This window comes from Pseudomonas mangiferae, from assembly GCF_007109405.1.
Classification (GTDB): Bacteria; Pseudomonadota; Gammaproteobacteria; order Pseudomonadales; family Pseudomonadaceae; genus Pseudomonas_T; species Pseudomonas_T mangiferae.
In genome coordinates, this window is record NZ_VJOY01000005.1 from 114,173 (window position 1) to 127,653 (window position 13,481).

Annotated in this window: 13 protein-coding genes; 5 read left to right on the plus strand and 8 right to left on the minus strand. The window is 66.4% G+C overall.

Going from position 1 to position 13,481, the window contains the following annotated elements:
• Positions 1–14 precede the first annotated feature (14 nt).
• From creC to FM069_RS08535, 4 genes are all read right to left on the minus strand, one after another.
• Positions 15–1,439 carry a two-component system sensor histidine kinase CreC gene (gene creC / locus FM069_RS08520; RefSeq protein WP_143487871.1) on the minus strand — a complete coding sequence of 475 codons (1,425 nt, stop codon included), beginning with the start codon at positions 1,437–1,439 and terminating at the stop codon, positions 15–17.
• 3 nt (positions 1,440–1,442) lie between these two features.
• Positions 1,443–2,144, minus strand: coding sequence for a two-component system response regulator CreB (creB, locus tag FM069_RS08525; protein WP_143487872.1), 702 nt, complete (start codon positions 2,142–2,144; stop codon positions 1,443–1,445).
• Positions 2,145–2,249: 105 nt separating this feature from the next.
• Complete coding sequence (gene rloA2 / locus FM069_RS08530; RefSeq protein WP_143487873.1) at positions 2,250–2,765, minus strand: retropepsin-like aspartic peptidase RloA2; 516 nt, start codon at positions 2,763–2,765, stop codon at positions 2,250–2,252.
• Between the two features lie 96 nt (positions 2,766–2,861).
• Complete coding sequence (locus FM069_RS08535) at positions 2,862–4,109, minus strand: HD-GYP domain-containing protein (protein ID WP_143488060.1); 1,248 nt, start codon at positions 4,107–4,109, stop codon at positions 2,862–2,864.
• 157 nt (positions 4,110–4,266) lie between these two features.
• On the opposite strand from FM069_RS08535, the gene FM069_RS08540 reads away from it, so the two are divergent.
• The 4 genes from FM069_RS08540 (at position 4,267) to FM069_RS08555 (ending at position 8,856) form a co-directional block, all read left to right on the plus strand.
• A complete protein-coding gene (locus FM069_RS08540; RefSeq protein WP_143487874.1) occupies positions 4,267–5,157 on the plus strand; it encodes an acyltransferase in 891 nt (296 codons plus the stop codon).
• A gap of 200 nt (positions 5,158–5,357) precedes the next feature.
• Positions 5,358–7,361: a choline BCCT transporter BetT gene (gene betT, locus FM069_RS08545; protein ID WP_143487875.1), complete on the plus strand. Its 2,004-nt coding sequence runs from the start codon at positions 5,358–5,360 to the stop codon at positions 7,359–7,361.
• Positions 7,362–7,496: 135 nt separating this feature from the next.
• Positions 7,497–8,282 carry a hypothetical protein gene (locus tag FM069_RS08550; RefSeq protein WP_143487876.1) on the plus strand — a complete coding sequence of 262 codons (786 nt, stop codon included), beginning with the start codon at positions 7,497–7,499 and terminating at the stop codon, positions 8,280–8,282.
• Between the two features lie 34 nt (positions 8,283–8,316).
• A complete protein-coding gene (locus tag FM069_RS08555; protein WP_143487877.1) occupies positions 8,317–8,856 on the plus strand; it encodes a hypothetical protein in 540 nt (179 codons plus the stop codon).
• A 40-nt stretch (positions 8,857–8,896) separates the two neighbouring features.
• Here FM069_RS08555 and FM069_RS08560 read toward each other — a convergent pair whose 3' ends face one another.
• Positions 8,897–9,388 (minus strand): STY0301 family protein, encoded by a 492-nt coding sequence (locus FM069_RS08560; RefSeq protein WP_178106694.1) that lies wholly within the window; start codon positions 9,386–9,388, stop codon positions 8,897–8,899.
• Positions 9,345–9,740, minus strand: coding sequence for a BPSL0067 family protein (locus tag FM069_RS08565; RefSeq protein WP_143487879.1), 396 nt, complete (start codon positions 9,738–9,740; stop codon positions 9,345–9,347). Before FM069_RS08565 ends, FM069_RS08560 begins: the two co-directional genes overlap by 44 nt.
• Positions 9,741–10,034: 294 nt before the next feature.
• On the opposite strand from FM069_RS08565, the gene FM069_RS08570 reads away from it, so the two are divergent.
• Positions 10,035–11,147, plus strand: coding sequence for a Gfo/Idh/MocA family protein (locus FM069_RS08570; protein WP_143487880.1), 1,113 nt, complete (start codon positions 10,035–10,037; stop codon positions 11,145–11,147).
• Between the two features lie 354 nt (positions 11,148–11,501).
• Here the strand turns inward: FM069_RS08570 and FM069_RS08575 are convergent, their stop codons facing one another.
• Positions 11,502–12,410 carry an RluA family pseudouridine synthase gene (locus FM069_RS08575; RefSeq protein ID WP_143487881.1) on the minus strand — a complete coding sequence of 303 codons (909 nt, stop codon included), beginning with the start codon at positions 12,408–12,410 and terminating at the stop codon, positions 11,502–11,504.
• Between the two features lie 126 nt (positions 12,411–12,536).
• Positions 12,537–13,478, minus strand: coding sequence for a phospholipase BipL (locus tag FM069_RS08580; protein ID WP_143487882.1), 942 nt, complete (start codon positions 13,476–13,478; stop codon positions 12,537–12,539).
• Positions 13,479–13,481 lie beyond the last annotated feature (3 nt).

Consider the following 13,481-nt stretch of genomic DNA (forward strand, 5'->3'; position numbering starts at 1 on the left):
AATGTGTGGCGCCGTCAGTCCAGCGGCAGCCGCAGGCTCGCCTCCACGCCGTCGTCGCGGTTAGCCACCTGCAGGCTGCCGCCGTGGAGCTGCGCCACTTCCTGGACGAAATTCAGCCCCAGCCCGGTGCTCTTGCGGCCACTGGCCGGGCGCGGCAGGGAATAGAAGCGCTCGGTGAGGCGCGGCAGCGCGTAGTCCGGCACCGGCGGCCCCTGATTGAACACGCCGATACGCGCCGCGCGGCCCTCGGCCCGGGCGCTGAGCACCAGGGCGGCGCCCGCCGGGGCGAAGTCCAGGGCGTTCTCCAGCAGGTTGGCCAGGGCCTGGCGCAGCAGGAAGCGCTCGCCGCGCACCCGCAGGTCGCCGTCCACGTCCAGCCGCGCCACCAGTCCGTTCCGTTGGAGGCGGGCGGCCTGGGCCTGCAGCAGCTCCTCCAGCAGCGGCGCCACGGGGATCGGCACCCGTTCCTCCAGGCCCTGGCGCTGCTCCACCTGGGCCAGGTTCAGCAGCCGCTCGATCAGGTGCTGCAGGCGCGTGCTCTCGCGGTCGATGTGGGCCACGAAGCGCTGCCGCTGCGCCGCGGGCATTTCCCCCTCCAGCAGCTCGGCGGCGCCGCGGATCGCCGCCAGCGGGCTCTTCAGCTCATGGGTGAGGGTGTGCACGTAGCGCTCCACGTAGGCCTTGCCCTCCAGCTCGACGCGCATCCGCTCCACCGCCTCGGCCAGGTGCCCCAGCTCGCCGCCGCGCAGCCGCGGCACCTCGGCGCGCTCGCCAGCGCTCACCGCTTGGGCGTAGCGGGTCAGCCGCCGCAGGGAGCCGCTGAGCCACCAGGACAGCAGGCCTCCCACCAGCAGACCGAGGCCGATCAGCCCGCCGCCGAGCCAGGCGAGGCGCCGCTGGGAGCGCTCGATGTAGGGCAGCAGGGTGCGGTTCGGCTTGGCCACCGAGACCACCCCGATGATCCGTTCGCCCTCGCGGATCGGTGCCGCCACGTACATCACCGAGGACTCCGGGTCGCCGTCCACCTCCCGGGTGGAACGCGCGCCGTAGCGGCCCTGGAGGGTCAGGTAGACGTCGTTCCAGCGGGAGTAGTCCTGGCCCACCGCCTCCCCCGCCGAATCCAGCAGCACCACGCCGCGGGCGTCGGTGACGTAGATACGGTGGTTCACCGCCTGCTTGCGCACGCCCCAGATGTCGGCCTGGGGCTGGCGCTGGCCGTAGGCCCGCAGCAGGTCCGGCAGCCGGCCCTGGGCCAGGGTGCCGCGCTTCACGTCGTCCCGCAGCAGTTCCGCCAGCAGGTTGGCGGTGTCCACCAGGGTCTCCTCGGTGGACTGGCGCACCCCCGGACGGATCTCGTCCATCACCGTGCCCAGGACGAACCAGCCGGCCAGGCCGACGAACAGGAAGTAGGCCAGGAAGATGCGGATTCCCAGGGGCACCCGTCAGCGCTCCGGGTCGTAGCTGTAGCCCAGCCCGCGGTGGGTCTGGATCGGCTCGGCGGCGGGGTCCACCTGCCGCAGCTTGGCGCGCAGGCTCTTGATGTGGCTGTCCACCGTGCGCTCGTAGCCGGCGTCCGCCGCCACCCCCAGGGCGTCCAGCAGGCGCTCCCGGGCGAACACCCGCTGGGGCTGGCCGAGCAGGGTCTGCAGCAGGCGGAATTCGTGGCGGGTGAGGGCCAGGAGCTGGCCCCGGTAATGGATGCGGTGGCGCTCCAGGTCCACCTGGAACGCCGCGTTCGCCGGCGCGTCGATGCCGGACGCTTCCCGCGGTGACAGTTCCCGCGGCGCCAGGCGGCGCAGGATGGCCTTGGCGCGGGCCGCCACTTCCCGCGGGCTGAAGGGCTTGACCACGTAGTCGTCGGCGCCGATCTCCAGGCCCACCACCCGGTCCACCTCGGCGTCCCGGGCGGTGAGGAAGATCACCGGCACCTCGGAGAACCGCCGCAGCTGGCGGCAGGCCTCGAAGCCGCTGATGTCCGGCAGGCCCACGTCGAGGATCAGCAGGTCGAATGGCGCCTGGCGCACCCGCTCCAGGGCCTCGCCGGCGAGGCTCAGCCAGGTGGTGGCGAAGCCCTCGGCCTGCAGCGCGTAGACCAGGGTATCGGCGATGGCGGCTTCGTCTTCGACGATCAGGATGTGCGGCATGGCGGGCCCCTGCGCAGCGGAAGGAGCCGCCCGCCGGCGCCTGGGCGCGCCCGCGGACGGTGGCGCCGCACGGTGCCGCAGCGGCGCGCCGGCGTCAACCGGGGCTCAGCAGCCCGGCTTGCCGGCGGTGTACTTGCGTGCCGGGTCCACCGCCGCGTCGAGGCGGCGCAGGGCGCGGGCGCCCACCAGCAGCGGGTAATTGAACGCGGTGCGGTCGGTGAGGTTGACCTCGACGCTGCGGCGCACCTCGCCCAGGCACATTTCCAGCTCGATCACCGGGCGCTTGGCCACCTCGGTGGCGCCGCTCTCCTCCTCTTCCTCGCCGGCCTCGTCGGCGCGGTTCTTGATCTTGCTCATGCGCGCCAGGCGGTGCTCGTAGACGGTGTCGTCGGCACCCTTGGCGGCCAGGCGGAAGCGCACCCAGTCGTCGCCGTCGCGCTGGAAGCGCTCGATGTCCTTGGCCGACAGGGAGGCGGTGAGGGCGCCGGTATCCAGCTTGGCCTTGAGGGTCTGGCCGATCTCCGGCAGGCGGACGTTTTCGTAACGACCGTAGAGGGTCGGTTGTTCGGCGGCGAAGACCGGCAGCGCGGCCAGCCCGAGCAGGACGAGGAAGCGTTTCAAACCATGGACTCCCGGGTGCAGAAGCGGATGGAGCCAGGCGGTCGCCCGGCACTGGCCGATAGACTCGCGGCGCCGGGGTTTCGTTCTGCGCCGGGCTCAACCGAAAGCGGAGCCCGCGCGCCGCTCGCGGCCCAGCCAGAGCGCGTCCAGGTCATGGAAGCCCCAGGCCTCGGGGACTTCGCGGCCGACGATGCGATCGTTCCCGGGCGGTCGCGCCAGGTCCACCACCTGCTGCGGGATCGGCATCCGCGAGCGGGTCGAGAAGAATACCTTCACCCGCGGCGTCAACAGCGAGCGCTCGTACTGCTCCAGCACCACCCCGAGCCGGCCGCTCTCCAGGCGCACCAGGGACCCGGTGGGGTAGATGCCCACGGTCTTGACGAAGGCCTGGAACACCGCCTCGTCGAAGTGCCCCTTGCACCATTCGGCCATCTTGCGGATCGCCTCGGCCGGGTTCCAGCCCTGCTTGTAGGGGCGGTCCGAGGTGATGGCGTCGTAGACGTCGCAGACCGCGCCCATGCGGGCGAACAGGCTGATCTGCTCGCCTTCCAGGCTGTGGGGGTAGCCGCTGCCGTCCACCTTCTCGTGGTGGTGCAGGCAGACGTCCAGCACCAGGGCGCTGACCTGCTTGCTCTCCAGCAGGATGCGGGCACCGGCCTGGGGGTGGCCGCGCACGGTGGAGAATTCGCTGTCGCTGAGCTTGCCGGGCTTGTTCAGCACGTCCTGGGGCACCGCCATCTTGCCGATGTCGTGGAGCAGCCCCGCGACCCCCGCCTCGCGCACCAGCCCCTCGGGCAATTGCAGCTGGCGGGCCAGGGCGATCATCAGGGCGCAGACCGCCACCGAGTGCATGTAGGTGTATTCGTCGGAGGTCTTCAGCCGCGCCAGGCTGATCAGCGCGTTGGGGTGGCGCAGCACCGAGGCGGAGATGTCCTCCACCAGCTCGCCGACGTGGCCGGTGTCCACCGCCAGGCCCATGCGCGCGTCGCTGAACATCGCCACCACCGCCGCCTTGGCCTCGCTGCACAGCTTGAGCGCGCGGCCCACTTCTTCGTCCAGGGACACCGGCCGCACCACCCGCGGCGTCTCCACCGCCAGCAGCCGCGCCTCGGCCTCGGCCTGCACCTCGGCGACGCTCTGGCTGGCCTGGCCCGGGTCCACGTCGCGACCCTTGCCGATGTCGATCCAGACCTCGCGCACACCGCTGTCCTGCAGGCGCTGCAGGTCCTTCGGCGAGGTGAGCTGGAAGCGGGTCTTCCAGAACGGATGCTCCATCCACGAGCCGCACAGTTCATGGATGTGCATGCCCAGGCGCAGATCGGTGACAGCGATGCGTTTCAGCATGGCGGGCCCCATGGCAAAGCGGTCGCCCGGCAGTCGCGGGCACTCTTCCAGTAAATACGCCGGCCGCGCGCCGGGCAAGGCGGCAGCCGTCGGCTTGGGCACGCCGATGCCGCTGGGTATCATGGACGGCCCTTCGCCAGCCAAGGAACCGAAAGCCATGCGGGCGCTCCTCACCGGCCTCTGCGCCGTCTTCCTGCTGTTGCTCAACACCCTGGTGCTGATCGGGCCGATGATGCTGGTCGCCCTGTTCAAGCGGGTGGCGCCGTCACAGGCCCTGCGCGACCGCTGCTCGCGGTGGGTGATGGGCATCGCCGAGACCTGGGCGGAAAACGACAAGCGCATCTTCGCCGCCCTCACCCCCACGGTATGGGACATCCGCGGCGGCGAGCAGCTGCGCCGCGACAGCTCCTACCTGGTGATCAGCAACCACCAGTCCTGGGTGGACATCCCGGCCCTGGTGCAGGCCCTCAACCGCCGCGCGCCCTACTTCAAGTTCTTCCTCAAGCAGCAGTTGATCTGGGTGCCGTTCCTCGGCCTGGCCTTCTGGGCCCTGGAGTACCCCTTCATGAAGCGCTATTCCAAGGCCTACCTGGAGAAGAACCCGCACATGCGCGGCAAGGACCTGGAGATCACCCGGGCCGCCTGCGAGAAGTTCAAGCGCCTGCCGGTCACCGTGGTCAACTACCTGGAAGGCACCCGCTTCACCCCGGCCAAACAGGCCTACCAGCAGTCTCCCTACCGTTACCTGCTAAAGCCCAAGGCCGGCGGCGTGGCCTTCGTGCTGGCGGCCCTGGGCGACCAGTTGGACGCGATCCTCGACGTCACCCTGGTCTACCCGGGCGAACGGGTGCCGGGGTTCTGGGACCTGCTCTGCGGGCGGGTGCCGCGGGTGATCATGGACATCCGCAGCCTGCCCCTGGACCCGCGCCTGTGGCAGGGCGATTACCAGGGCGATCCGGTCTTCCGCCAGTACGTGCAGGACTGGGTCACCCAGCTGTGGCAGGAGAAGGACGCGCGGATCGCCGCGCTGCGCGCCGGGACGGCCTGAGCGGCCCCGGCGAAATTTCCGACGAACGCCACCCGCGCCCAGTCCACGGGCCCTCGGGCGCACCGCCCGCGGCCCCGAGAGAGGGTGGCGATTGGCCGCGAGCCGACCTTCCGTGTTTATATTGAACGTTCGATCAATATTCTGACCAGGAGGTCTGCCTTGCCTATCTTCCGCCCTCTCGCGTCGATGGGCGCTCGCCGATGAGTGCGCCGTCGACCCCGGAGGCCGCGACGCCCCGCATGAACCCGCCGGTGTTCTACAGCTCGGCGGCGGTCATCCTGCTGTTCGGCCTGGTGGTGATGGGCGCGCCCCAGCGCGCCGGCGACTGGCTGCTGCGGGCCCAGACCTGGGCCGCCGACAGCGTCGGCTGGTACTACCTGCTGGCGATGACCCTGTACTTGGTGTTCGTGGTGGTCACCGCCCTGTCCGGCTATGGCCGGATCAAGCTGGGGGCCGACCACGACGAGCCGGAGTTCAGCTACCTGTCCTGGGCCGGCATGCTGTTCGCCGCCGGGATCAGCATCACCCTGTTCTTCTTCTGCGTTTCCGAGCCCCTGACCCACTTCGCCCAGCCTCCCCAGGGCGAGGGCGGCAGCCGCGAGGCGGCGCGCCAGGCGATGCAGCTGCTGTTCCTGCACTGGGGCCTGCACGGCTGGGGCGTATTCGCCCTGGTGGCCATGGCGCTGGCCTACTTCGCCTACCGCCACAATCTGCCCCTGGCCCTGCGCTCGGCCCTCTACCCGCTGATCGGCAAGCGCATCGACGGCCCCCTGGGCTACGCGGTGGACGCCTTCGGGATAATCGCCACGGTCTTCGGCCTGGGCGCCGACATGGGCTTCGGCGTACTGCACCTGAACGCCGGCCTCGACTACCTCGTCGGCATCCCCCACAGCGCCTGGGTGCAGGCCACGCTGATCGCGCTGATGATGGGTGCGGCGATCCTGGTGGCGGTGTCCGGGGTGGAAAAGGGCGTGCGCCTGATGTCCGACCTGAACATGCTGCTGGCCTGCGGGCTGCTGCTGTTCGTGCTATTCGCCGGCCCCACCCAGCATCTGCTCAACACCCTGATCCAGAACCTCGGGGACTACCTGGGCGCACTGCCCACCAAGAGCTTCGACCTCTACGCCTACGACGAGCCCTCCGACTGGCTGGGCGGCTGGACGGTGTTCTACTGGGCCTGGTGGATCGCCTGGGCGCCCTTCGTCGGGCTGTTCATCGCGCGCATCTCCCGCGGCCGGACGATCCGCGAGTTCGTCTTCGGCGTGCTGTTCATCCCCCTCGGCTTCACCCTGGCGTGGATGTCCATCTTCGGTAACAGCGCCCTGGACCAGGTGATTGGCCATGGCTTCGGCGACCTGGCGCGGGTCGCCGTGGAAGAGCCGGCCATGGCCATCTACCGGCTGCTGGAAACCTACCCCTGGAGCCGGGCGGTGATCGGCACCACGGTGTTCGTCAGCTTCGTGTTCTTCGTCACCTCGGCGGATTCCGGCACCGTGGTGCTGTCCACCCTCTCCGCCCGCGGCGGCAGCGTCGACGAGGACGGGCCGAAGTGGCTGCGGGTGTTCTGGGGTGTCACCACCGCCCTGGTCACCAGCGGGTTGCTGTTCGCCGGCAGCATCGACGCGCTGAAATCGGCGGTGGTGCTCACCTCCCTGCCGTTCTCGCTGATCCTGCTGCTGATGATGTGGGGCCTGCACAAGGCCTTCTACCTGGAGTCCCAGCGCCAGCGCGCGCGGCTGCATTCGCCGATGCCGGTGACCGGCCGCTCCAGCCGCCACGGCGGCGGCTGGCGCCAGCGCCTGGGCCAGGCGGTGCACTTCCCGTCCCGGGACGAGGTATACCGCTTCATGGACAGCCGCGTGCGCCCGGCGATGGAGGACGTGGCGGCGCAATTCCGCGAGAAGGGCCTGAGCGTCGACACCGACCTGGACGCCAACACCGCCAGCCTCAGCCTGGAGATCGGCCACGGCGAGGAACACCCGTTCCTCTACCGGGTGATCATGCGCGGCTACTTCACCCCGTCCTTCGCCATCGCCGGCCTGCAGGCGCGCAACCTCAACAATCGCCGCTACTACCGCGCGGAGGTGCACCTGGCCGAGGGCAGCCAGGACTACGACCTGGTGGGCTACAGCCGGGAACAGGTGATCAACGACATCCTCGACCAGTACGAGCGGCACCTGCAGTTCCTGCACCTGGTGCGTTGAGGCCGGGGGGGGACGCGAGCAGGCGCCCTTCCCCTCGTTTTCCGGGGGCTCGCCGCGTTCGAACTGTGCGTGACACCACAGGATCATTCGCGCTTCTCCAGCATGCTGGCGCGTCCATGGCAAAGGGAATTCATCATGCTGACGTTCACACGCAATACACGGGACGCCGACCCCGTCACCGGAACGGTCGACCTGGTCATCGGCAACAAACTGACGGTGAAGCTGAATGGCCTGGGGCCCGACAAGAAACATTACCAGGTCACCAGCGACAGCCCGTGCATCGACGTGAAACAGAAAGCGGACGAACGCTTCCAGGAACAGACGATCCGCTTCGAGGCCAGAATGGCCTGTCAGGGCGCCCGCATCACGGCGCTCAGTGGCACAGGTGAGAAATTCCTGACAGGGCTGACGTTTAATGTCGTGCCAAGGCTGGAGCTTCCACCCGTGAATACGGATGAGGGTGCGCTTGCACGGGTATTGTTGGCCGAATCCATAACCCCGGACGACCAAGAATTTCCTGGTGGCGAAGCCTCACTTACATCGATGCGCCTAATACAACAGGTACTCCTAAACAGATTAGGCTTTCCTGATATCAGCGTCTTCAATCGGCCAAGCGCTCGCACTATTACTGCACTCATCATGGCAGGCCTGGGAAATGAAGTTAAAGGTTTCGGGGCCTATCCAAATATTGAGGCCAAACAAGCCAGACTTATCGCGAATATACTTACTATCGGAAACGATGCCAGTGACAGACGTTACGCACTGTATCGAGATCATATTAAAAGGGCACTGGATGTCGTCACTGGCACGGTACCGCGCCTGGAGGGTGATTACTACGGATGGAGAACCAAAGAATCCTCTCACCCGGGCGGTGCCTATGAACAGCCCTACAATATCGCCGGCCAGACTTTTATAAACTAAGCCGCTCTTTTACAGAGAGATACAGGAAGACAAAATGATGTCACGCGCTCTTTATCTTCTAGCATTATCAGCGTGTTTATTGGGCATTAGCCATATCCCCATCGCTCACTCCAAAGAAAAATTCGGGCCCACTATATTCGAGGGACAAGTTTCACGTTTCGATGCAAGCCAGGCTCCACTTTTCCTGGAGCCTCTATACGAACTGCAATACCTGATCGTGAGCATGGGGAAAAATCAAATACTCAATCACTTCTGCATGGTCGGCTATCGGTGGCCGGACGGCCATCAACGGGTAGCGGTGTACTGGCCGGAGGGACGGACGATCTATCGCTGGAATGGCCGGCGTGACAAGCCTGACCGATACAGCCGCTATGCCTCCACATTGTTCATGTCGCCCAGCATCGATCTCGACCACAACGTAGTGGAGCGCCAGGAAGACATGGGCATGGCCACCTACCTGCGATCGTCCGTGGGCGGGACGATCGCGGACTGCAAGGCGCACGGAACCTGGTACCGCGTGGAGCCCTTCCAGCCGCCGAAGGACGAAGACAACGATGAAGAAGGATGGGAGTGACGCAGGCTAGTTAGCGCCATCAGGTGCGTGGATAGGGTGATTAGCGACAGTCGAACCGTCCACGCCAGCCTGCTGGATGGTCGCCTCGCCACATTGTTCCAACGCAAGTCTCACGATGATCGTCTAAGCGTCGACCCAGCTTCAGCAAGCCGCTTCCGTATTCGCAGACCAGCCATTTTCCGTCAGGGTAATCCCCTTCAAATGACCAGGTAGAGGAAGCATCATCGGCATCAGGTCCGTCAGCATCCTGAGGTTTGAGCGCTCCGCCATGCTCAGGCGGACCATCGTATACAGCGATGCTTTCTAATACCAATTGCGTGGGAATAGAAACCAACCTTGTTTCAGCAGGTAAATCTGCAGCCTTTATTTCAGCCGATTGAATCGGCAGCGTGAATGGGCATTCGAATTTTTCGCTTTCGGCCGTTTCCCGCGCATGAGCTTCCCCACAAAAAATAAGCAATATTAGTAGCGGTAATTTTCTCAAAAAATTATTCAATGATTGAATATGCATCGGCATTATTGCTCGGATCATTATATCCACCTTTACTATTTTTACCCTTTCTACGGATGTATCTTTTGGAAACGAAAGGCTTTCTCTTGTCATCCTTCCACTGATCCATAATCCATATGCCATTGGCATCTTTTGAAAGAAAGAATGCAGCATGATTACCCGTAGAGTGGTTAGAGTAAACGCCATTACTGAATGTGGCTATCGCCGTTCCCTTGTGAATTATTTTGTTCTCGTCTTCAAATACAGATTTTCCTTCATGCCAAAAAGCCGTATTAGGTATATTTGTATAATGCTGAAGAAGTGCTACGCATTGCTTGGAGCCAACTTTGCTTGTGTTCTCCAACCCGTCTGCTTCTGGATAAATATAGGGCATAAAATAGCTGCTCGAATTTTTAATGAATAGTAAATTTTCAGAAAAATTTTGAACATGGTCTGATTCACATTTTCAACAGATCAATAGAGAGTTCGGCAGAGAACTGCGCCATCCAGTTAAGATTTTTATGCATGCGGGCATTGAATCAGCTGTTCCGATTGCTTCGATCTGACAAAGCAGCTGTCGTCTGGCCACATTGACCACGCCACCCCTCATTCCCAGCCATCGACCGCGCTGAACTCTGCTGGCGGCCCATTGCCCACTTCCTTACCCATCGGAAAGAGGAGACAGGTTGTGAGCAACCCAGGCACGCAAGGCAAGGTGCGCTACGCCGTGGTCGGAGGCGGCTGGATATCCCAGGCGGCGTTCATGCCCGGCGTCGGCCAGACCGAGAATTCCGTGATGACCGCCCTGGTCACCGGCGACCCGCGCAAGGCCGACGAATTGGCCGGGCGCTATGGCCTGAAAAGTTATGCCTACGAGGACTACGAGAACCTGCTGGGCTCCGGGGAGATCGACGCGGTGTACATCGCCACGCCGAACTTCCTGCACCGCCAGTTCGTGCTGCCGGCGCTGAAGGCCGGCATCCACGTGTTGCTGGAGAAGCCCGCCGAAGCCGGCGAGGCGGCGGCGCGGGAGATCTTCGAGGCGACCAAGGCGTCCCGCGCCAAGCTGATGGTCGCCTACCGCCTGCACCACGAGCCAGGCACCCTGGAGATGATCGAGCGGGTACGCGCCCGGGAGTTCGGCGACCCACGGCTGTTCACCTCCACCTTCTCCCAAAAGGTAGACCCGTCCAACCACCGCGCCCGCAACGGCTTCTGGGCCGGCCCGGTGGCGGATATGGGGCCCTACCCGCTGAACGCCGTGCGCAACCTGTTCGGTGCCGAGCCCATCGAGGTGAGCGCCGTAGGCGTGAAAACCCCGGGCCTGGGCTTCGATTTCCACGACAGCGTCACCGTTACCCTGCGCTTCCCCGAGGAACGCCTGGCCACCTTCACCGTGAGCTACAGCGTGCCGGGCAGCGAGCGCTTCCAGCTGATCGGCAGCGAGGGGGAGATCGAGGCGTCGCCCTGTTTCGGTTTCGGCCCGGGTACGGCGATCACCTACCGCACCACCCGCGGCGAGCAGCAGGAGGAACGCCGCCAGGCGGTGCTGGACCAGTTCGCCGGCGAGACCGCGTATTTCTCCGACTGCATCCTCAACGACCGCCAGCCGGAAGCCGATGCCGAGGAAGGCTGGCTGGACGTGCGGGTGATCGCCGCGGTGGAGCGCGCCCTGGAGAGCGGCCAATCCCAGCGGCTGGAGCCCTACGACCGCAGCAAGCGCCCTGGCCGCGACCAGGCCCGCCAGTACCCCCAGGGCGAGGTGCCGTCGTTCATCGACGCCGAGCCGCCCACCGGCTGAAGGCTGGCCAGGCCACGGCAAGACCCGAAACAGCGGCGGGCCATGGCCCGCCTGCTGGTTGGCGCCCCTGCGAAGGCATGCGGCCCAGCGCCTTCAGCCGTCACCGGCCCTGTCGTGATCCCTCGAATTGAGATGATCAGGGACGTGTTCGGCTGTTGGCCGGCGGCGGGGAGTCGGCCGAAGTCGCGGTCGGCCACCTCTGTCCTGGCGGCCCACTCAACCTGGTTCATGCCACCGAGGGAGCCTCCTCTGCCCCACATGTTGTTTCGGTCCGGCATCCCGATCCTGCGCAACGACTGCTGCCTATTGGACCGCCCGCGCTGACAGCACCACCGTCGTCTCACGGTCCAAGCCTCAATCGTCCAGATGGAGCGCTAATCGGCTGTCGAAACACCGCCGCTGGCCGTTGAGGGGATCGTCGAAGACCAGGCGCCGCGCCAGCAGTTGCAGGGGGCGGCGGTAGTCGTCGGTTTCCCGCTGGGCACGCTCCAGCAGCACCGGGTAGAACGGATCGCCGAGGATCGGCGCGCCCAGCCCGGCCATGTGCACCCGCAACTGGTGCTTGCGCCCGGTGACCGGCTCCAGCTGGTAGTGCCAATGCTGCGCATGGCGCGCCAACACCTCGATCCGCGTCTCGCTGTTGGGCTCGCCACCGACGCCTTCGCGCATGCGGAAGAACGGCTCGCCGGGTTCCAGGCGCGAGCGATGAAGGTAGGGGAACTGCAGCTGCGGAAGGGCCGGCGCCAGCGCTTCGTAGGTCTTGTGGATGCGTCGCTGGCGGAACAGCGCCTGGTAGGCGTCGCGGGTGGCGGGGTCCACCGAGAACAGCACCAGGCCGGCGGTGAGGCGGTCGATGCGGTGGATCGGCACCAGGTGGGGGTTGTCCAGGCGCTTCATCAGCCGCGCCAGGAGGGTCTGCTCCACGTACGCGCCCGAGGGCATCACCGGCAGGAAATGCGGCTTGTCCACCACCAGCAGGTGGGCATCTTGGTGCAGCACGGTTTCTTCGAAGGGGATCGGGGTCTCCGCCTCCACCTCGCGGAAATAATGGACTCGCTGGCCGACCCGGTATGGCTGGGTCGCCGCCAGTGGCTGGCCCTCGGCGTCCAGCACCCGGCCCCGGGCGAAACGATCCAGCCAGCGCGCCCGGGAGACCGTCGGAAACCGCGCGCACAGGCCCTCCAGCAGCGTCGGCCAGTCGCCCACGGGCAGGTGCACGGTGCTGGCGCCGGCGGGCAGCGTGGGAACGGGGCGCTCGGGCATCATCGGCCTCGGGGGCTGAAACGGGCCGCCATTAGGCCGCAGTGCCGGGGCCCGGTCAAAGGGCGGCGAGGGTCGCGCGGGCCCGCCACCCCGGTAGCGCGCAGGGAGCTGGCCACGCGTCGCCGCTCAGTCGAGGCGTTCGTCGAGGAAGGCGAAATAGCGCTGGCGGAGGGCTTCGGTCTCGTTGGCCAGGTGGTGTCGCGCCGCGGGCAGCAGGAGCAGCTCGGGGCGGTCGAACTTGTCCTCCAGCACCTGCAGGTTGTGGCCCCAGTCCACGGTCATGTCGGCGTCGCCCTGGATGATCAGCGGGCGCTTCGCCACCCGCGACGCCGCCTCGATCCGCGGGATCCAGCGGGACAGGGCGCCGACCCAGGCGGTGGGCAGGGTCTGGGGTTGCAGGGGGTCCTGGCGGTGGACGAAGTCGATGAACTCCGCGTCCCCGGAATTGACGCTGAAGCGCCGCGGGATGGCGTCGACGAAGGGGCGCAGCAGGCGGTAGCTGAGCCTCGACCAGCCCCAGGAGCGCGGGCGCACCAGGGGCGCGAGGAGCAGGGTCTCGCCGTGGCCGTCGATGGCCGCGCCGGTGAGCAGGCGGTCCAGCAGGATCGCGCCGCCGGTGCTCTGCCCGCACAGGTGCCAGGGCGCTGGCAGGCGCAGCGCCGCTGCTTCGGCCAGCAGCCCGTCGAGGGTCGCCTGGTACTCGGCGAAATCGCCGATGCTGGCGCGGGTACCGCTGGACAGGCCATGGCCCGGCAGGTCGCAGGCCAGCACCGCGAAGCCCCGGCCCAGGGCCCAGTCGATGACGTGGCGATAAAGGCCCATGTGGTCGTAGTAGCCGTGCAGCAGGAGCAGGCTGGCCCGCGGCGCCGGCGGCGTCCACAGCTGCGCCGCCAGGCGGTAGCCGGGGATGTCGAAGTGCGCGAGCCGGCTGCGCACCTCGGGGTGCCGCGTGGCGAAGTCCAACCCGTAGAAACGCCGGTACGCGCTACCCTGGGGCAGCTCCTCGGCGTCGGCGGCGAAAGGACGCAGCAGCGGGCTCAACTGGTCGGGCTGGAACGGGTCGGTCATGAC

What these genes read in the sequence shown, in the direction of transcription:
- FM069_RS08565 (WP_143487879.1), bottom strand. Translation starts at nt 9,740, where the DNA reads ATGCCCTATATTTATCCAGAAGCAGACGGGTTGGAGAACACAAGCAAA.
- betT (WP_143487875.1), top strand. Translation starts at nt 5,358, where the DNA reads ATGAGTGCGCCGTCGACCCCGGAGGCCGCGACGCCCCGCATGAACCCG.
- FM069_RS08555 (WP_143487877.1), top strand. Translation starts at nt 8,317, where the DNA reads ATGATGTCACGCGCTCTTTATCTTCTAGCATTATCAGCGTGTTTATTG.
- FM069_RS08560 (WP_178106694.1), bottom strand. Translation starts at nt 9,388, where the DNA reads ATGATCCGAGCAATAATGCCGATGCATATTCAATCATTGAATAATTTT.
- FM069_RS08580 (WP_143487882.1), bottom strand. Translation starts at nt 13,478, where the DNA reads ATGACCGACCCGTTCCAGCCCGACCAGTTGAGCCCGCTGCTGCGTCCT.
- FM069_RS08540 (WP_143487874.1), top strand. Translation starts at nt 4,267, where the DNA reads ATGCGGGCGCTCCTCACCGGCCTCTGCGCCGTCTTCCTGCTGTTGCTC.
- creB (WP_143487872.1), bottom strand. Translation starts at nt 2,144, where the DNA reads ATGCCGCACATCCTGATCGTCGAAGACGAAGCCGCCATCGCCGATACC.
- FM069_RS08550 (WP_143487876.1), top strand. Translation starts at nt 7,497, where the DNA reads ATGCTGACGTTCACACGCAATACACGGGACGCCGACCCCGTCACCGGA.
- FM069_RS08575 (WP_143487881.1), bottom strand. Translation starts at nt 12,410, where the DNA reads ATGCCCGAGCGCCCCGTTCCCACGCTGCCCGCCGGCGCCAGCACCGTG.
- FM069_RS08535 (WP_143488060.1), bottom strand. Translation starts at nt 4,109, where the DNA reads ATGCTGAAACGCATCGCTGTCACCGATCTGCGCCTGGGCATGCACATC.